At 74.9% G+C, this 17,075-nt stretch carries 15 protein-coding genes and 1 pseudogene; 10 read left to right on the top strand and 6 right to left on the bottom strand.

What is annotated here, in order from left to right; translation table 11 throughout:
- The 3 genes and pseudogenes from ABD879_RS28285 to ABD879_RS28275 form a co-directional block, all read left to right on the top strand.
- A pseudogene (locus ABD879_RS28285) lies at window positions 1-345 on the top strand (ABC transporter ATP-binding protein); the annotation flags it as partial.
- A gap of 128 nt (window positions 346-473) precedes the next feature.
- Window positions 474-1,067 carry a TetR/AcrR family transcriptional regulator gene (locus ABD879_RS28280; RefSeq protein ID WP_345024710.1) on the top strand — a complete coding sequence of 198 codons (594 nt, stop codon included), beginning with the start codon at window positions 474-476 and terminating at the stop codon, window positions 1,065-1,067.
- Between the two features lie 81 nt (window positions 1,068-1,148).
- A complete protein-coding gene (locus ABD879_RS28275) occupies window positions 1,149-1,586 on the top strand; it encodes an SRPBCC family protein (RefSeq protein WP_345024709.1) in 438 nt (145 codons plus the stop codon).
- Here the strand turns inward: ABD879_RS28275 and ABD879_RS28270 are convergent.
- Both ABD879_RS28270 and ABD879_RS28265 read right to left on the bottom strand, forming a co-directional pair.
- Window positions 1,544-2,545 (bottom strand): alpha/beta hydrolase, encoded by a 1,002-nt coding sequence (locus ABD879_RS28270; RefSeq protein ID WP_345024708.1) that lies wholly within the window; start codon window positions 2,543-2,545, stop codon window positions 1,544-1,546. The two genes, ABD879_RS28275 and ABD879_RS28270, sit on opposite strands and share 43 nt — an antisense overlap.
- A gap of 150 nt (window positions 2,546-2,695) precedes the next feature.
- Window positions 2,696-3,448, bottom strand: a complete 753-nt coding sequence (locus ABD879_RS28265) for a gamma-glutamyl-gamma-aminobutyrate hydrolase family protein (RefSeq protein WP_345024707.1) — start codon at window positions 3,446-3,448, stop codon at window positions 2,696-2,698.
- 456 nt (window positions 3,449-3,904) lie between these two features.
- On the opposite strand from ABD879_RS28265, the gene ABD879_RS28260 reads away from it, so the two are divergent.
- Entirely contained in the window at window positions 3,905-5,044 is a 1,140-nt protein-coding gene (locus tag ABD879_RS28260; RefSeq protein ID WP_345024706.1) for a globin domain-containing protein, read from the top strand.
- A gap of 69 nt (window positions 5,045-5,113) precedes the next feature.
- Here ABD879_RS28260 and ABD879_RS28255 read toward each other — a convergent pair whose 3' ends face one another.
- The gene (locus ABD879_RS28255; RefSeq protein WP_345024704.1) at window positions 5,114-5,935 is read right to left on the bottom strand and encodes a helix-turn-helix domain-containing protein; all 822 of its coding nucleotides are present in this window, start codon (window positions 5,933-5,935) and stop codon (window positions 5,114-5,116) included.
- Between the two features lie 166 nt (window positions 5,936-6,101).
- Between ABD879_RS28255 and ABD879_RS28250 the strand changes: the two genes are divergently transcribed.
- The gene (locus ABD879_RS28250) at window positions 6,102-6,494 is read left to right on the top strand and encodes a PaaI family thioesterase (protein WP_345024702.1); all 393 of its coding nucleotides are present in this window, start codon (window positions 6,102-6,104) and stop codon (window positions 6,492-6,494) included.
- 107 nt (window positions 6,495-6,601) lie between these two features.
- Here ABD879_RS28250 and ABD879_RS28245 read toward each other — a convergent pair whose 3' ends face one another.
- Window positions 6,602-7,813, bottom strand: a complete 1,212-nt coding sequence (locus ABD879_RS28245) for a hypothetical protein (protein ID WP_345024701.1) — start codon at window positions 7,811-7,813, stop codon at window positions 6,602-6,604.
- A gap of 189 nt (window positions 7,814-8,002) precedes the next feature.
- On the opposite strand from ABD879_RS28245, the gene ABD879_RS28240 reads away from it, so the two are divergent.
- Window positions 8,003-8,572, top strand: a complete 570-nt coding sequence (locus ABD879_RS28240; RefSeq protein WP_345024700.1) for a hemerythrin domain-containing protein — start codon at window positions 8,003-8,005, stop codon at window positions 8,570-8,572.
- 79 nt (window positions 8,573-8,651) lie between these two features.
- Window positions 8,652-9,674 carry a DNA polymerase IV gene (locus ABD879_RS28235; protein WP_345024699.1) on the top strand — a complete coding sequence of 341 codons (1,023 nt, stop codon included), beginning with the start codon at window positions 8,652-8,654 and terminating at the stop codon, window positions 9,672-9,674.
- Between the two features lie 40 nt (window positions 9,675-9,714).
- Here ABD879_RS28235 and thyX read toward each other — a convergent pair whose 3' ends face one another.
- Window positions 9,715-10,512 carry an FAD-dependent thymidylate synthase gene (gene thyX / locus ABD879_RS28230; RefSeq protein WP_345024698.1) on the bottom strand — a complete coding sequence of 266 codons (798 nt, stop codon included), beginning with the start codon at window positions 10,510-10,512 and terminating at the stop codon, window positions 9,715-9,717.
- 155 nt (window positions 10,513-10,667) lie between these two features.
- Here thyX and ABD879_RS28225 point away from each other — a divergent pair, with 155 nt between their 5' ends.
- The 3 genes from ABD879_RS28225 to ABD879_RS28215 all read left to right on the top strand — a co-directional run bounded on the left by ABD879_RS28225 (window position 10,668) and on the right by ABD879_RS28215 (window position 14,261).
- Complete coding sequence (locus ABD879_RS28225; RefSeq protein WP_345024697.1) at window positions 10,668-11,159, top strand: hypothetical protein; 492 nt, start codon at window positions 10,668-10,670, stop codon at window positions 11,157-11,159.
- A complete protein-coding gene (locus ABD879_RS28220) occupies window positions 11,159-13,213 on the top strand; it encodes a molybdopterin-containing oxidoreductase family protein (RefSeq protein WP_345024696.1) in 2,055 nt (684 codons plus the stop codon). Before ABD879_RS28225 ends, ABD879_RS28220 begins: the two co-directional genes overlap by 1 nt.
- A 64-nt stretch (window positions 13,214-13,277) precedes the next feature.
- The gene (locus ABD879_RS28215) at window positions 13,278-14,261 is read left to right on the top strand and encodes a helix-turn-helix transcriptional regulator (protein ID WP_345024695.1); all 984 of its coding nucleotides are present in this window, start codon (window positions 13,278-13,280) and stop codon (window positions 14,259-14,261) included.
- A gap of 344 nt (window positions 14,262-14,605) precedes the next feature.
- Here ABD879_RS28215 and ABD879_RS28210 read toward each other — a convergent pair whose 3' ends face one another.
- On the bottom strand, window positions 14,606-16,780 hold the full coding sequence (locus tag ABD879_RS28210) for an anthranilate synthase component I (protein WP_345024694.1): 2,175 nt from the start codon (window positions 16,778-16,780) through the stop codon (window positions 14,606-14,608).
- Between the last annotated feature and the right edge of the window lie 295 nt (window positions 16,781-17,075).

The following is a 17,075-nucleotide window of genomic DNA, read 5'->3' as shown; positions in this document are numbered from 1 at the left end:
GACTTCATCGCCGCGGACGCGCGGCGGCGCGCCGGCCGGGTGCCGCCCGGCGTGGCGCGGCTGGTGAAGCTGGCGGCGGCGCTGGCCGCCGAGCCGCGGCTGCTGCTGCTGGACGAGCCGGCCGCGGGCATGTCGGTCGCGCAGCTGCGCGCGCTGGAGGTGCTGCTGCGCGAGGTGGCGGCCGAGGGCCCGGCGGTGCTGCTGATCGAACGGGACCTGGAGCCGATGCTGGGCGTGTGCGACCAGCTCCACCTGCTGCGCGGCGGCCGGATCGTCGCCTCCGGCTCGCCGTTCGAGGTGCGCGCGACGTGCCGGCCCCGCCCGGCGCCGGTCGCCGGCCCCTGAGCGCCGCCCGAGAAGGTCGCCGCCGCCCGCCGCCGCCCGCGGGCCGGGCGTGCCGCGATAATGACGGCACAGGGGTGGCCGTGCCGGACCGGGCCGCGCCACGAGCCGACGCCGAAAGCGAGACGTGCATGACGACCGAGCGGCGCCCCGTCCGGGAGGCCCTGCTCGACGCGGCCGCCGAGATCCTCACCCGCGAGGGGTACCGGGGGCTGCGGATGCGGGACGTGGCGGAGGCCGCCGGGGTGAGCCGCCAGACCGTCTACAACGAGTTCGGCGACAAGTGGGGGCTGGCCCAGGCGGTCGTCATGCGCCACCACGACCGGTACCTGGACGGCATCGACCGGGTGCTGTCCGAGCACGCGGACCTGTACTCGGCGGTGGCGGCCGCCGTCGTCTACACGATCGAGACCTCCGCCGACGACCCGATCAACAAGACCGTGCTCACCGGCGCCGACGGGGGCGAGCTGCTGCCGCTGCTGACCACGCGGGCCGAGCCGCTGCTGTTCACCGCCCGCACCCGCATCATCGACCACGCCACCGCCCAGTGGCCGGAACTGGACCCGGTCGCCCTCGCCGAGGTGGCCGACATCGCCATCCGGTTGACGATGAGCCACATGATGCTGCCGCACGAACCGCCCGAGCAGGTCGGCCATCTCATCGCCCGCCTCGTCACCCGCTACCTGGCCCGGCCGGAGGAGCGCGCGGCGCCCGGCATTTCTTGATCGTCGCCTGTTGCCTTGATCACATCCGCGGCGCAGCATAGGGGCGACCGGTTCCGCCCCAGACCGCCGAGGAGAAGCGCGATGCCCATAAAGTCCTACGCCAGCACCGTGCTCAGCGCGCCCGCCGACGAGGTGTGGCGCTTCCTGCGCGACTTCGGGAACCTGGCCGACTGGATGCCCGGGGTGGCCACCTGCGCGATCGAGGACGGCGGGCCCGCCGACCGGGTCGGCTGCGTGCGGCGGGTGATCGGCCCGGGCGACACGGTGTTCCGCGAGCAGCTGTCCGGCATGGACGACGACGACCGCTTCTACCGGTACCGGATGCTGGAGTCGCCGCTGCCGATCCGCGACTACGTCGCCCGCATCAGGGTCGCGCCGGTCACCGGCGGCGGGGGGTCGTTCGTCGAATGGCAGGGCGAGTTCTCGGCGGACGCGGCCGACGAGGAGGCCATGCGCAAGACCATCACCGACGCCATCTACAACCCCGCGCTGGAGGCGCTCGGCAAGCGCTTCTCCTGACGCCCTCCCCCGGCCGCCGCGCGCGCCGCCGAGAACGCGGCGCGCAGCCGGCCCGCCGCGAACCGCAGGGCGTCCACGGCGGCGTCGAAGTGCTCGGGCAGCAGGAAGAACGAGTGCACCACGCCCTCGTAGCGGCGCAGCTCGACCGGCACGCCCGCCTCCGCCAGGCGGCGCGCGTACGCCTCGCCCTCGTCGCGCAGCACGTCGAGCTCGGCGGTGATCACGGTGGCCGGGGCGAGGCCGGACAGGTCGGGCGCGCGCAGCGGGGCCAGCAGCGGGTCGGACGGGTCGGCGCCGCCCCGGTACATCTCCAGGCAGCGGGCCATCGCGGCGGCGTCGAGCCCGTACCCCCTGCCGTACGCGGCGTAGCTCGGGGTGTCCAGGGCGGTGTCGGTGACCGGGTAGACCAGCAGCTGGTGCGCCAGGCGCAGGCCGCGGTCGCGGGCGATGAGGGCGACCGCGGCGGCCAGGTTGCCGCCCGCGCTGTCCCCGCCGACCGCCACCGCCGCCGGATCGGCGCCGAACCGCCCGGGCTCGCGGGCGACGGCGGCGGTGACCGCCCACGCGTCGCGCACCGCCGCGGGGAAGGGGTGCTCGGGGGCCAGCCGGTAGCCGACGCTGACCACGGCGCAGCCGGTCGCGGCGGCCAGGTCGCGGCAGGCGTCGTCCACGCTGTCGAGCCCGCCCAGCACCCAGCCGCCGCCGTGCAGGTACACCAGCGCGGGCAGCGGCGCCCCGCCGGGCGGCTCGGGGCGGTACAGCCGGACGCGGGCGGCGCCGCCGCCGCCGGGCACGGACAGGTCGGCGACGTGCGGCAGCTCGCGGCCGCGGCGCGGCCGCGCCCGCAGCGCGGCCTCCGCGGCTCGGCGGGTCTCCGCAAGCGCCGGCTCCTGCCCCTCCAGCGCCGCCAGGGGGGCGAGCATCTCCAGGTAGCGGACGGTCTGCGGATGCATGGGCATGGCCGGCCTCCGGTCGCGGGCCGCGGTGCGGCCCTGACGGACGAGACAGCGGGCGGGACAGCGGCGAACGTACCCAGATAATCCGGGCCGAAGATGTCCGCGCGCGCCGCGCCGCCCGGCGCGCCGCGCGGGTGCGGGTGCGGACGCGGGTCAGCGGCCCCAGGCTTCGGCGACCAGCGCGTCGAACAGCCGGCGGTCCTCGCCCTCCTCGGGGTGCCACTGCACGCCGACGCCGAACCGGTGCCCCTGCAGCTCGACGGCCTCCACCACCTGGTCCTCGGCCCAGGCGACCGCGGCCAGGCCCTTGCCGAGCCGGGCGATGGCCTGGTGGTGCCCGGTGACCACCTGGGCGGTCTCGCCGAGGATCTTGCCGATCCGGCTGCTCGGGCTGATCTGCACGGTGTGGCCGCCGTACATCCCGCCGGGCGGGGAGTGCCCGGTGTGCCCGACGGCATCGGGCAGGTGCTGGACGAGGGCGCCGCCGCGCGCCACGTTCAGCGCCTGCATGCCCCGGCCGACGGCCAGGAACGGCAGGTCGGCGTCGATGACGGCGCGCAGCAGGGCCAGCTCGAACCGGTCGCGCTGCGGCTGCGGCGGCCCGGTCTCGTGGTGGCGCAGCATCCCGTACAGCTGCGGGTCGAGGTCGGCTCCCCCGGCGAACACCACCCCGCCCAGCCCCTCCACCAGGGCGTCGAGGCCGCGCAGCCCGGCCGTCGGCGGCAGCATGACCGGCACGCCCCCGGCGCGTTCGACCGACCGCAGGTAGGTCACGGGCAGCAGGGCGGCCTCCCGCACCCACTCGCTCCAGCGGGCCGGTTCCAGACAGGTCGTCACGCCGATGAGCGGCGGTGCCCCGACGGCGGCCGCGCGGGGCTCGGGAGCCCCTCCGATCGCCTCTCCCATGCCCTCCCCCTTGCTGAGCGCCGGCCCCGGCACCGGGCCGCACGGCCGTGCGGCGGTCCGGCCGGGGAGCCGCCCCGGCCCGGCCGATCTCGAAATCTACCCTCCGGGTTGAGATTTATCCACCGTCCGGTAAATCGTGTTGCCATTCGCGGCCGACCGCGGCGCCGAGCACAACTCCCGCTTTCACCCTATTCAACCGAAAAATGCATCGAAATGATCAGCGAGACGGATGCGGACACGTACCGAGCAGTATTCTTCCCCCATCGCGACATGCGCCGATAACGCTGAATGACCACTCCGCAACTCTTCGCACATCCCGCACGTCTTTCCGCCGACCCGGTTGATTACCAGCGACTTTCGGTGCGAGAATTTCACGAACTCGGACGCGCGGGGCGTCCGGCATGCGCCGGCGGGCGGACGACCCGGCAGGAAAAGCCCTGGGGGGCGATCTGGCAAATGTCATCGGTACCCCGAATCGTCAAAGAGAGCTTCACCCGCATCGAACCCGCGGCGGACACCGCGATCGCCTATTTCTACGGTCGCCTATTCGCCGAGAACCCGCAGCTGCGCACGCTATTCCCGCCCGCGATGGACGGGCAGCGCGATCGCCTTTTCCAGGCGCTGGCCCGCGTCGTGTGGAGCCTGGACGCGCCCGACGAGCTGACCGACTACCTGGAACGGCTCGGCCGCGACCACCGCAAGTACGGGGTGCTGCCCGAGCACTACGCGGCCATGGGCAGCGCGCTGATCGCCACGCTGCGCCGGTTCGGCGGCCCCGGCTGGACGCCCGAGACCGAGGCGGCCTGGACCGCCGCCTACCGCACCGTCGCCGACATCATGATCGCCGCGGCCGAGCGCGACGCGGCCGCCGCCCCGCCCTGGTGGGTCGCCGAGGTCGTCGACCACCACCGGCCCACCCCGGACCTGGCGGTGGTGACCCTGCGCCCCGACCGGCGGCTGGACTTCACCGCCGGCCAGCACGTGCCGGTGCAGACCGCCCGCTGGCCGCGCGTGTGGCGCAGGTACTCGATCGCCAACGCCCCGCGCCCCGACGGGACCCTGTCGCTGCACGTGCGGGCCGTGCCGGGCGGCTGGGTCAGCGGCGCGCTGGTCCGGCACACGCGCGTCGGCGACACCGTGCTGCTCGGCCCCGCCGACGGCGCCCTGACGCTCGACCCCGCCTGCGACCGCGACCTGCTGCTGGTCGCCGGCGGTACCGGCCTGGCGCCGCTGCGGGCCCTGGCCGAGCAGGAACTGGCCCGGGACGGTGAGCGCAGCGTCCACCTGGTGGTCGGCGCGCGCTCCCCGCTCGACCTGTACGACCTGCCCGAGCTGCGCCTGCTGGAGTCCGGCCATCCGCGGCTGCGGGTGGTGCCGGTGCTGTGCGACGCCCCGCCCCATGACGGACTGCGCGGACCCGTCGCCGGCGCGCTCGGGCGGATCCGCGAGCGCTGGGACGACCACGAGGTCTACGTGGCCGGCCCGCCGGGCATGATCAGGGCCACGGTGGGCGCGCTGCAGAACCTCGGCGTTCCGCTCGACCGCATCCACCACGACCTGCTGGAGGCGGAACGCGGCGGCGCCCGGGCCTCCTGACCGGCGCGCCGCCGCCGTCCCGCACCGCACCGGCGGCGCGGCGGCGCACCGGCAGGGGGCGCCGCCCGGTCACCACCCGGCGCGCTCGCGCAGGAACGCGCCGGTCTCCTCGTCCGCCGGATAGAACGACTCGATGGCCATCTCCGCCACCGTGATGTCGACCGGGGTGCCGAACGTGGCGATCGTGGTGAAGAACGACAGCCGCCGCCCGTCGTCCAGCCGCAGCCGCAGCGGGACGAACACCTCGTGGCCCGCGGGCGGCGGCGCGGGCTCGGCGGCCGCCTCGGCGCCGGGGTAGTCGCGCAGCTCCCGGTACAGCCCGGCCAGCGCCGGGTCGGCGGTGAGCGCCACATGCCGCCGCACCCGGTCGATCATGTGCGCCCGCCACTCCGCCAGGTTGACGATGTTCCTGGCGAGCCCGTCGGGATGCATGCTCAGCCGGAGCACGTTCAAGGGGGGCTCCAGCAGCTCCGCCGGCGCGCCCTCCATGAAGAGCGCCGCCGCCCCGTTGGCGTCGATCAGGTTCCAGAACCGGTCGACCACCACCGCCGGGTACGGCTCGTGGCCCTCCAGGACCTGCCGCAGGGCCGCCCGCACCGCGTCCATGCGCGGCTCCTCGATCGGGGTCTCGGCGTAGACCGGCGCGTACCCGGCCGCCACCAGCAGCAGGTTGCGGTCGCGCAGCGGCACCTGCAGGTGCTCGGCCAGCCGCAGCACCATCTCCCGGCTCGGCGTCGACCGGCCGGTCTCCACGAAGCTCAGGTGCCGGGTCGACACGTCCGCCCGGCCGGCCAGTTCCAGCTGGCTGAGCCGCCGCCGCTGCCGCCAGGCCCTCAGCTGCTCCCCCACCGGCCGCACGTCGCCCAGGGACTGCCCGAAAGACATCGTCATCGTCGTCACGCCACGACGCTACCGACCGGCGGGTCATGTGCACGATGACGTGCCGGGTAAGCGGAACCGCCGCAGGTGCGGGCCCCGGTTACCCCGCAGGTAATCGACGGGGCCCGGCGCGCCCAGCAGGCTGCCGGGTGGAATCCGCCGACCGGGAAGGACCCCCATGACCACCGACGACCTGCTCGACGCCATGCCGTTCGCGCGCACCCTGGGCATCGCGATCGACGCCGCCGCGCCGGAGGAGGTCGCGGGGCGTCTGGCATGGGCGCCGGAGCGGTGCACCGCGGGCGGCGTCATGCACGGCGGCGCCCTGATGGCCCTGGCCGACTCGGTGGGCGCGGTCTGCGCGTTCCTCAACCTGCCGCCGGGCGCCTCGACGACGACCCTGGAGTCCAAGACCAACTTCTTCCGCGCCGTGCGCGGCGGCGAGGTCCGCGCGGTGGCGCGGCCCCTGCACACCGGGTGCACCTCGATCGTCGTGCAGACCGACCTGCACGACGCCGACGGCCGCCGGGTCGCCCAGGTCACCCAGACCCAGGCCGTCCTGTCCGGCTGACCGCCCCGCCGGCGGTCCCGCCGACCGCGGGCGGCGTACCGCGCCCGGAACGGCCGACGCGCGCCCATGGCGCGATGGGCGCGCGTCGCGGACCGGGGACGGGGGCGTCACCTGGAACGCGCGGGAACGCGCATCTCGCTGACGGGGTGCGGGCCCGCCGGCTCGTGGCGGTACTCCTCGCCGAACAGCTCGCGGTGCTCGGCGATGACGCGCTCGCTGGGCGGCTCCTCACCGCCGTGGATCCGCTCCTGCATGAGCTGGAAGCGCTCGTGGGCCTCGCGCACGTACCCGGCGCCCAGCGTGGTCAGGTCGATCTGGGTGGCCAGCAGGTCGCGCAGGTACTCCTTGTTGGGCTCGAAGGTCGCCGGCGCGGGCAGCTCGGGCGCCAGGATGCTCTCCGGCTCGCGCCCGTCGTGCCGGCGCATCAGGTCGCAGGCGATGCGCAGGTGCTCCAGCTCCATGTTCAGGTGCAGCTCCCAGATGGCCTTGACCTTGGGGTCGGTCTCGGTCTCCATCATCGAGTGGTACATGTAGCACTCGTTGTACTCGTGGTTGACCAGCCGCTCCCACCAGGTCTCGCCCGGGTCCGTCAGCGACTCGTAGTGGGTGACGTGCTCCTCCTCGATGAGCCCGATCTCCTGGTAGAGCTGGCGGGCGATCGGCTCCATGTACTGCGGGCCGACGTTCATGTAGAAGTTCATCGTCTGCTGCTCGGTCGCGGTGATCGTCAGCGCGTGCAGCTTGGAGATCGGCTCGGCCCGGTTCCGGTCGTAGGGGTCGCGCACGTTGTCGGCGGGGTCGCGGTGCTCGATCTTGGTGGGCCGGCCGGGCATGACCTCGGTCAGGTCGTCGACGATCTTCTCGGCCTTGCGGTGCTCGATCATCTCGTAGAGGTTGGCGTACCGGTAGAGGTGGTCGAAGTCCTCCAGCACGCCGAACTCGTACGCCTGCTTCAGGTAGGGGTCGGGCTCCATCCGCGCCACCCAGGCGGTGAGGTCCACGGCGACCTGCTCGTAGGAGAGGGTGGTCTCCAGCGCGCTGGCCTGGCCCGGCAGCAGCCAGTTGACGGTCTTCTGCTGCTGCTGCTCGATGTAGCGGACCTGGGCGAGCTGCCGCCTGATCTCGGGGTCGGGGCAGACCCGGGAGAAGTGGTGGCTGAAGAAGACGGCCTCCACCTCGATGCCGTTCATCGTGATGATGCGGCACTTGGTGTACGGATCGGCGCGGTCGGGGTCGACCGGCACGACGTTCATCTCCCGCCAGTTCCGCACCTGCCTGTCCAGCGGGATGCCCCGGTGTTCCAACGGGTTGAAGGACATGTACCTCCCCTTTCTGCCGAGATCGCCGCGCTGTGGAGATCGCGCCCATGGCGCCGTACCCACCGAGACGGACCCTTCACTGGCGCCCGTCCTCAACTTTCGGCAATGTCCGGCTTAGCCGGGTGGCCTCCGGGTACGGCGACGCGCGCACGGCCGACGGACACCCGACAGACGCGAGGAGCGCGACACATGGGCACTTCGACGACCACTCAGGCCCCGGCCCGCGACGTGATCGACCTGCTGTGCGCGCAGCACGGGCAGATCCGCGACCTGTTCGCGCAGGTCGCCGACAGTACGGGCACCGAGCGCCGGGACGCCTTCCGCACGCTGGTGCGGCTGCTGGCGGTGCACGAGACCGCCGAGGAGGAGATCGTGCACCCGCTGGCCCGGCAGAAGCTGGACGGCGGCGCCGGCATCGTCGACGACCGCCTGGGCGAGGAGCGCTCGGCCAAGGAGCTGCTCGCCGAGCTCGACGGCATGGACACCGACGACCCGCAGTTCCTGCCCAAGCTCGAGCGGCTGCGCCTGGAGGTGCTCACCCACGCCCGCGCCGAGGAGCGCTACGAGTTCGAGCGGCTGCGCGGCGCGTTCGGCAAGAAGGAGCTGTCGGCGCTGATGAAGGTCGTGCAGGTCGCCGAGGCGACCGCGCCCACCCGACCGCATCCGGGCGTGGAGTCGGCCGCCAAGAACCTGGCGGCCGGGCCGCTGGCGGCGCTGATGGACCGCGTCCGCGACCTGGTGCGCCAGCTGAAGGGCTGACCGGGCGGCCGGGCCGGCGCCTTTACGTTGTAGATTCGCAATGGGCGGGCGCCCCCGGCGCGCGGAGCGGGAGCCGGTCATGACCCGCTGGGTCCTGCACGTCGACCTCGACCAGTTCATCGCCGCCGTGGAGGTCCTGCGCCGGCCGGAGCTGCGCGGGCGTCCGGTCGTGGTCGGCGGCGACGGCGATCCGACCGAGCGCGGCGTGGTCGCGACGGCGTCGTACGAGGCCCGCGCGCACGGCGTGCACTCCGGCCTGCCGCTGCGCACGGCGGCGCGGCGCTGCCCGGAGGCGGTGTTCCTGCCCGTCGACGCCGACGCCTACCGGGCCGTCTCGTCCCGGGTCATGGCGACGCTGCGCGGGTTCGACGCCGTGGTGGAGGTGCTCGGCTGGGACGAGGCGTTCCTGGCCGTCGCGGGCGACGACCCGGAGACGACGGCCCGCCGGATCCGGGCGCGGATCCGCGCGGCGACCGGCCTGGAGTGCACGGTGGGCATCGGGCGGAACAAGCTGCAGGCCAAGCTGGCGACCGGCCTGGGCAAGCCGACCGGCGTGTTCCGGCTCACCCACCGCAACTGGTTCGAGGTGCTCGGCGGCCGGCCGACCGACGCGCTGTGGGGCATCGGGGCCAAGACCGCCCGACGGCTGAGGGCGGCGGGCATCGCCACCGTCGGCGACCTGGCGGCGGCCGACCCGCGGGCCCTCGCCGAGCGCTTCGGCCCCGCGACCGGGCCGTGGCTGGTGCGGCTGGCCCAGGGGCGGGACCACTCCCCCGTGGACGGCGCACCGCGCGTCCCGCGCTCCCGCGGCCGGGAGACCACCTACCAGCGCGACCTGCGCGACTGGCGGGACGTCCGCCGCGAGGTGGCGAACCTGGCGCGGCAGGTCGCGGGCGAGGCCGCGGCCGAGCGGCGGCCCGCCGCACGCGTCGTGGTCAAGGTCCGCTACGCGCCGTTCGCCACCCGCACCCGCGGCCGGACGCTGGAGGCGCCGACGGCCGAGGCGGCCCGGATCGAGGAGGCCGCGCTCGCCGCCCTCGACCGGTTCACCGAACGGCGGCCGGTGCGCCTGCTGGGCGTCCGCGCCGAGTTCGCCCGCTGACCACCGCCCCGCCGGGGCGCCGCGGCGCCCCGGCGGGCGGTCAGACCTTGCGCCAGCGGGGGATCCAGGCGCCGTCCTCGACCTCGTAGTCGCCGAACAGCGCGGGCGCCTCGCGGCGCATCACCTCGCCGATGCGGTTGAACAGCAGCCGGATCTCCTCCTCGGCGCCGGGGGCGGTGCGGTTCTCGATCGTGTGCCGCAGGGTGCGGATGTTGGCCGTCCACACCAGTCCGGTGGCCACGCCCTCGGGGGCGAAGCGGCGCATGAACGAGGTCTTGTGCTTCTTCTCCGCGAACGGCACGCCCTCGTCGTCGAGGCGGAAGTGCCGGGCCATCCAGCCCTGGAACTCCTCCATCCGCTCCAGCAGCGCGGTGGCGCGCTTCATCAGCTCGTCGTCCCGGCGGGCCCACTCGGGGAACCAGAACGGGATGTCCTGCAGCCGCACGAAGCGCAGCGACTCCTGGGAGATGGCGACGCCGGGCCGGTGCCGGACGAGCTCGTGCGTCAGCACCCGGCTGACGTTGTGCAGGACGAAGCTGAAGCTGACGTGCTCCAGCACCGAGCCGTGCATGCTGCGCAGGATGTTCTCCAGGTAGGCCTGCTGGTCGGTGCGGATGCGGGTGACGTTGGGGTTCAGGCCCGGCTCCCAGGAGCGGTAGCACAGCCGCCCGGCGAACTCGGCGAGGTTCTGCGGGTCGTTCAGCTCGGCGTCGAGGTCGCCGCGGTCGAGCCGCTCCAGCCAGCTCTCCCCGCCGACGTCGCGCAGATAGCGGGCCACCTCGTCGTAGTCCAGCTCGGGCCGCGCGACGAGGTACACCTCGGGCTCGACGCTCTTCACGTGCACTTCCCCCTACCGGTCGTATCCTGCGCACCTAGCAAACCAGCTCCGCCCGGCGGCCGCGAACCGACGCGGGTGTCACGGGCCAATCAAGGTGACACTCCTGTCGGGGATGCAGCAGACTGGGACGGTCCGCAGGTGTGGGGAGGAACGTGATGCAGTCGGCGCTGACGGTGCGGGGCCCCCATCGCGAGCGGCCCGTCTCCTTCCTTGGCCCGCACGAGACGGCCGGGTGGCGGCTGAAGGTGTACGGGATCACCACCGACGGGGCGCGGCCCCCGGCCGGCCTGGTGGACGCGGCGCCGGCGCTGGCGCCCGAGGCCCTGCCCGCGCCCGCGGTGCTGCGCGGCGGGCCGGAGCCCGACCGCTACGGCCTGGGGTTCGCGGTGGTGCACCGGGCGGGCGACTTCTGCTTCGCGCTGTACGACTGGTGGGCCGGGGAGAACGAGCTCCACCAGCGGCTGCACTCCTCCCCGCTGGACGATCCGCGGGCCCTGCGGCCGCATCCCACGCCGGCGGTGTTCCGCGTGCGGGAGGGGGCGGTCCGCGACCACGAGCGCCGGGCGTGGCTGCGGCACGTGCTCGCCCGGCCGGACGGCCCCGACGCCGACGCCTACCTGGCCGACCGCTTCGAGGGAAGGGTGTGATGGCGGCCGAGCTGAAGGTGCTGGGCGCCTGCCCGCTGGACTGCCCGGACGGCTGCTCGTGGGTGGTCACGGTGCGCGACGGCGAGGCGGTCGGGCTGCGCGGCAACCCGGACCACCCCTACACCCGGGGCGCGCTGTGCACCAAGGTCAACCGGTGGCTGGAGCGGGCGGGCGACCCCCGGCGCATCCGGTACCCGCTGCGGCGGACGGGCCGCAAGGGCGAGGGCCGGTTCGAGCGGATCTCCTGGGACGAGGCCCTCGACGAGATCGCCGCGCGGCTGGACCGCATCGTCCGCGACCACGGCGGCGAGGCCGTCTGGCCGTACTGGGGCACCGGCACGCTCGGCTACGTCCAGGGCCTGGAAGGGGCGGCGGGCCGGCGGTTCTTCAACGTGCTGGGCGCCTCGGCGCACGACGCCGACATCTGCTCGGCGGCGGGCCTGTCCGGGCTGGAGTGCACGCTCGGCTCGCCGGGCGGCATGGACCCCGAGGACCTGGCGCACGCGCGGCTGATCCTGCTGTGGGGCACGAACCCGCTGACCAGCGGCCACCACGTGTGGAAGTTCGTCCAGGCGGCGCGGCGCGAGGGCGCGCACGTGGTCGCGATCGACCCGGTCGCGACCCGCACGGCGCGGCAGGCCGACGAGCATCTGGCGCCGCTGCCGGGCACCGACGCGGCGCTGGCGCTGGGGCTGCTCAACGTGGTCGTCGGGCTCGGCGCCCAGGACGAGGAGTACATCGCGCGGCACACGCTGGGCTGGGCGGAGTTCCGGGAGCGCATCCTGCGGTTCCCGCCGGAGCGGGCGGCGCGGATCACCGGGGTGCCGCGGGAGGCGATCGTCGCGCTGGGCGAGCGGATCGCGCGGACGCGTCCCACCGCGATCCGCGCCACGCAGGGGCTGCAGCGGCACGGCGGCGGCGCGGCGGCGCTGCGGACGCTGGCCTGCATCCCTGGCGTGACGGGCGACTGGGCGCGGCCGGGCGGCGGGCTGACGTTCTCCACCTCCGGCCACATCCGGCTGAACCGCGCCGCGCTGTACCGGGACGACCTGCGGCCCGGCCCGGTGCGGACGCTGTCGATGAGCCGGATCGGCCAGGGGCTGCTGGAGGCGGACGACCCGCCGGTGAAGGCGCTGTTCGTCATCGCCGCCAACCCGGCGGCCAGCGCCCCGCACCAGGGCAGGGTCCGCCGCGGGCTGGCCCGGGAGGACCTGTTCACGGTCGTGCTGGAGCAGTTCCCGACCGACACGACCGACTACGCCGACATCGTCCTGCCCGCCACGATGCAGCACGAGCACGCGGACCTGCACGAGGGCTACGGCCATCTGTACCTGGCGTGGAACGAGCCCGCCGTGGCGCCGCCGGGCGAATGCCTGCCGACCACCGAGACCTTCCGGCGGCTGGCGCGGCGGATGGGGCTGACCGAGCCGAGCCTGTACGACTCCGACGAGCGGCTGGCCGAGCAGGCCCTGTCGTCCGACGACCCCTGGCTGACGGGCGTCACCCTGGACCGGCTCCGCAAGGAGGGCTTCGTCCGCCTGGCCGTGCCGAAGCCGTTCCTGCCGTACGCCGAGCGGTTCCCGACGCCCTCGGGGCGGCTGGAGTTCCGGTCGCGGCGGGCCGAGGCGCTCGGGCTCGACCCCGTGGCCGGGTACACGCCGCCCGGCGAGGTGACCGACGCCGAGCGCGCGCGGCGCTTCCCGCTGGCGCTGGTGTCGGCGGCCTCGCACCACTCCCTCAACACCGTGTTCGGCGAGAACGCCGAGCTGCGGCGGCGGGCGGGCGGGCCGACCGTGCGGCTGCACCCCGACGACGCGGCGGCGCGCGGGCTGGCCTCGGGGCAGCGGGTGCGGGTGGCCAACGAGCGGGGGGCGTTCGAGGCGGTGCTGCAGGTCACCGACGAGGTGCGCCCGGGGGTGGCGGCGACGAGCAAGGGGCACTGGCCCAAGCTGTCGGGCGGGGCGAACGCCAACGCGGTGGTGGACGACCGCGCCACCGACCTCGGGGGCGGCCCGGTGTTCCACGACACCCGCGTGGAGGTCTCGGCGGTGTGACGCCCGCGCGCGGCCGGATGTTCCGGCCTGATCGGGTCGCAGACGGCTGCGGCAGGATGGAGGCATGCGCGCGTCCCGCCTGATCTCACTGGTGCTGCTGCTGCAGGCGCGGGAGTCGATGACGGCCGCCGAGCTGGCCCGCGAGCTGGAGGTGTCGGAGCGCACCGTCTACCGCGACATCGAGGCGCTGTCGGCGGCCGGGGTGCCGGTGTACGCCGAGCAGGGCAGGAACGGCGGCTACCGGCTGGTCGGCGGGTACCGCACGCGGCTGACCGGGCTGAGCCGGGAGGAGGCCGAGGCGCTGTTTCTGGCCGGGCTGCCCGGTCCGGCCGGCGACCTGGGCCTGGCCGACGCGGTCGCCGCCGCCCAGCTGAAGGTGCTGGCCGCGCTGCCGGCCGCGCTGCGCGACGCGCCGCTGCACGCGGGCCGGCGCTTCCACCTGGACGCCCCCGGCTGGTTCGGCGAGACCGGGCCGCCGCCGCTGCTGCGCGACCTGGCGCGGGCGGTGTGGCGGGACGAGGCCGTCGAGCTGCGGTACCGCCGCGGCCGCGAGGTCACCCGGAGGCTGCACCCGTACGGCCTGGTCCTGAAGAACGGCGTGTGGTACCTGGTCGCGCGGGTCGCGGACGCGCCGGGCCCGGGGCCGTACCGGACGTACCGCGTCGACCGCGTCGCGGCGGTGCGGGCCCTCGGTGAGACGTTCCCGCGGGACGCGGACTTCGACCTGGCCGGCCACTGGGCCGGGCAGGTGGAGCGGTTCCTGCGCTCGATGCTGGGCGAGGAGGCGACGGTGCGGCTGAGCCCGGCGGGCATGCGGCGGCTGCGGCACGCCGTCGAGCCGTACGCCGCGCGGCGGGCCGCCGAGCGGGCCGGGGAGCCCGACGAGCGGGGGTGGGTGACCACCACGCTGCCCGTCGAGTCCCCGGAGGTCGCCGAGACCGAGCTGCTCGCGCTCGGCCCGGAGGTCGAGGTCCTGGACCCGCCGGAGCTGCGCGAACGCATGGCCCGCAGCGCGGCCCGGCTGGCCGCCCTCTACCGGGGCCGGTGACGCCTGCCGGTAGCCGACAGGCGGCGTCGGGTTTTCGGCCGGGCGGGTCCGGTGGGCGGGAGCGCGGATCGGGGGCGCGGCGGGCGCGGGAGCCCGCGCGCACGCTGGACGGAGGGGGCGAACCCCCTCCGACCGCGGGGATAACGCAGCGGCACCCATGCCGGGAAGCTCGACATGCCCGTGCCGCACCGCCAGTATCTCGTCTCAGAACACGGTTCGGACAGGCCCCAGGGGCCTATTTTCACCGGGCCGATTAGCCCCCCGGGGCCATCCCAAAGGACTCCCCGGGGGCCGTCCCGGGCCGCGCGCCTCCGTACCGGACGCGGCTCAGCGCGGGGCGCGGCTCAGCGCGGGGCGCGGCGGCACAGGCGCAGCACGTTGGCGATGATGCGGTGGCCGGCCCGCCCCTGCGCGGTGAGGATCGACTCGGGGTGGAACTGCACCGCCCAGCGCCGCCGCTCCGGGTCCTCGATCGCCATGACCACGTCGCCGGTCAGCGCCGTGACCCGGAACCCCTTCACCCGCTCGGGCGTGCTGTGCAGGGAGTGGTAGCGGGCCGCGGTGAACTCGTCCGGGAGCCCCGCCAGCAGCTCGCCCCCGACCACCTTCACCGTCCCCGGCTTGCCGTGCGCGGGCTCGGGCAGCAGCGCCAGCTCGCCGCCCTGGTGCTCGACCATCGCCTGCAGGCCCAGGCACACGCCGAACGCCGGCAGCCCCCGCTCGTCCAGGGCGTCCAGCAGCGCGGCGGTGTCGAAGTCCTCGGGGCGGCCGGGGCCGGGCGACAGCACCACCAGGTCGGGGGCGTGCTCGTCCAGCAGCCGCGGCGGGAAGCCGTGCCGCAGCGTCACCACCTCGGCGCCCTGCTGGCGGAAGTAGTCGGCCAGGGTGTTGACGAACGAGTCCTCGTGGTCGACCAGCAGCACCTTCAGCCCCTCCCCGGCCCGCTCGGGCTCGGGTTCGGCGTCGGCCGCGGCGGCGGCCCGCGGGTCCTGGGAGGCGGCCAGCGCCTGCAGCAGCGCGCTCGCCTTCAGGTGCGTCTCCCGCTCCTCCTCCTCCGGGACCGAGTCGTACAGCAGGGTCGCGCCGGCCCGCACCGTGGCGACGCCGTCGCGGATCTGCGCGGTGCGCAGCGTCAGGCCGGTGTTCATCGACCCGTCGAAGCCGACGAACCCGACCGCGCCGCCGTACCAGCGGCGCGGCGCGTCCTCGTGGTCCTCGATGAACTGCATGGCCCACGTCTTGGGCGCCCCGGTGACCGTGACGGCCCACATGTGCGTGAGGAAGGCGTCGAAGGCGTCGAACCCGGGCCGCAGCCGCCCCTCGATGTGGTCGACGGTGTGGATCAGCCGCGAGTACAGCTCGATCTGCCGCCGGCCGAGCACCCGGACGCTGCCGGGCACGCAGACGCGCGACTTGTCGTTGCGGTCGACGTCGGTGCACATGGTCAGCTCGGACTCGTCCTTGGCCGACGCCAGGATGGTGCGGATCTGCTCGGCGTCCTCCAGCGGGTCCTGGCCGCGGCGGATCGTCCCGGCGATCGGGCAGGTCTCCACGCGGTCGCCGGTGACCCGCACGAACATCTCCGGGGACGCCCCCACCAGGTATTCGCCCTCGCCCAGGTTGAACATGAACTCGTAGGGCGCCGGGTTGGTCTCGCGCAGCCGCTCGAAGAACGCCGCGGGCGAGTGGCAGCGGCCGTGCATGGCGTGCCCGGGCGTCACCTCGAACAGGTCGCCGCGGACGAACTTCTCCTTGGCCTCCCGCACCATCCGCGCGTACGCGCCGGGGACGGGCTGGGGCGGCAGTTCGGCGGGAGGGTCCGGGACGGGGGTGGGCGGGGTCAGCCGCGGCAGCCCGGCGGTGCCGCGGCCGTCGACCTCGAAGTCGTAGGACAGCCGGTGCTGGGTCTCCCGCTTGCGGTCCACGACGATCATCTCGTCGGCCAGGTGCAGGACGAGGTCGCGCTGGTCGGCGGGCCGCTGGTGGCGCAGCCGCAGCGGCTCGAACTGCAGCGACAGGTCGTAGCCGAACGCGCCCCACAGCCCGAGGTGCGGGTCGTCGCAGCGCAGCAGGCCGACGACGGCGCGCAGCGCGGTGAACACCGTGGGCTGGCGGCTGCGCTCCTCCTCGGTGAAGAACTCCTCGGTGGGCGGGACGAACACGGCGAACCGCCGGTCCCCCTCGTCGGCGGTCACGGTGCCGGTGCCGCGCAGCACGGCCGCCAGCGCCGGGAGCAGCACGCGGCCGCGGTCGTTGAGCGCGCGCGCCTCGACCTCGCGGCCGCGGGCGACGATCTCCACACAGGGGTCGATGTAGGCCATGTGCCAGCGGCTGTAGCGGCCGGGGTACTCCATGCCGGAGCTGAGCACGCCGCCGCGCCGCTCCCCCACCGCCGCGACGAGGGCGTTGAGCACATCGGACTTGCGTTCGGCCTCGACCGGCGTGGCCGTACGGGTCACCCGTACGCCCCCGGCCGTCACGAACCGACTGGTCTGCGCTTGCTGTGAGACGGTGTCCACCCGGGTGGCCCTTCGCGTGTCGGGCCCTCATCCGCGGAAGCGACGCGACGACCGCCGGATGAGGGCGGTCGCCTGGAAGTCAACGTCAACGAACCGGCGCCGCCTCAGCGGCGCCACCACCAGCGGCGGCTCGGGCACCCGCGCGCCGCCGCGGTGGCGGTGGACGGGTGACCGTGGCCGGATCGCATACCGCGAGCTTACCGGGCCGCCTCCCGCCCGGCCAACCGCTCCGGGCGCGCGCCGCGGATCGCGCGCGGCGTCTCACGGCCCGGTCCGCGGCGGCCCGCGCCGTCAG

Source organism: Actinomadura keratinilytica (assembly GCF_039539665.1).
In the GTDB taxonomy this organism is placed as follows: domain Bacteria; phylum Actinomycetota; class Actinomycetes; order Streptosporangiales; family Streptosporangiaceae; genus Spirillospora; species Spirillospora keratinilytica.
Note: the sequence above shows the minus strand (reverse complement) of the source record. Positions and strands in the feature narration are given on the sequence as shown.

Bases quoted from the DNA above. Each gene is read 5' to 3' on its own strand.
- ABD879_RS28240 (WP_345024700.1), top strand. From the start codon at position 8,003: ATGGGCACTTCGACGACCACTCAGGCCCCGGCCCGCGACGTGATCGAC.
- ABD879_RS28225 (WP_345024697.1), top strand. From the start codon at position 10,668: ATGCAGTCGGCGCTGACGGTGCGGGGCCCCCATCGCGAGCGGCCCGTC.
- ABD879_RS28255 (WP_345024704.1), bottom strand. From the start codon at position 5,935: ATGACGATGTCTTTCGGGCAGTCCCTGGGCGACGTGCGGCCGGTGGGG.
- ABD879_RS28245 (WP_345024701.1), bottom strand. From the start codon at position 7,813: ATGTCCTTCAACCCGTTGGAACACCGGGGCATCCCGCTGGACAGGCAG.
- ABD879_RS28220 (WP_345024696.1), top strand. From the start codon at position 11,159: ATGGCGGCCGAGCTGAAGGTGCTGGGCGCCTGCCCGCTGGACTGCCCG.
- ABD879_RS28250 (WP_345024702.1), top strand. From the start codon at position 6,102: ATGACCACCGACGACCTGCTCGACGCCATGCCGTTCGCGCGCACCCTG.
- ABD879_RS28270 (WP_345024708.1), bottom strand. From the start codon at position 2,545: ATGCCCATGCATCCGCAGACCGTCCGCTACCTGGAGATGCTCGCCCCC.
- ABD879_RS28275 (WP_345024709.1), top strand. From the start codon at position 1,149: ATGCCCATAAAGTCCTACGCCAGCACCGTGCTCAGCGCGCCCGCCGAC.
- ABD879_RS28265 (WP_345024707.1), bottom strand. From the start codon at position 3,448: ATGGGAGAGGCGATCGGAGGGGCTCCCGAGCCCCGCGCGGCCGCCGTC.
- ABD879_RS28215 (WP_345024695.1), top strand. From the start codon at position 13,278: ATGCGCGCGTCCCGCCTGATCTCACTGGTGCTGCTGCTGCAGGCGCGG.
- ABD879_RS28260 (WP_345024706.1), top strand. From the start codon at position 3,905: ATGTCATCGGTACCCCGAATCGTCAAAGAGAGCTTCACCCGCATCGAA.
- ABD879_RS28280 (WP_345024710.1), top strand. From the start codon at position 474: ATGACGACCGAGCGGCGCCCCGTCCGGGAGGCCCTGCTCGACGCGGCC.
- ABD879_RS28235 (WP_345024699.1), top strand. From the start codon at position 8,652: ATGACCCGCTGGGTCCTGCACGTCGACCTCGACCAGTTCATCGCCGCC.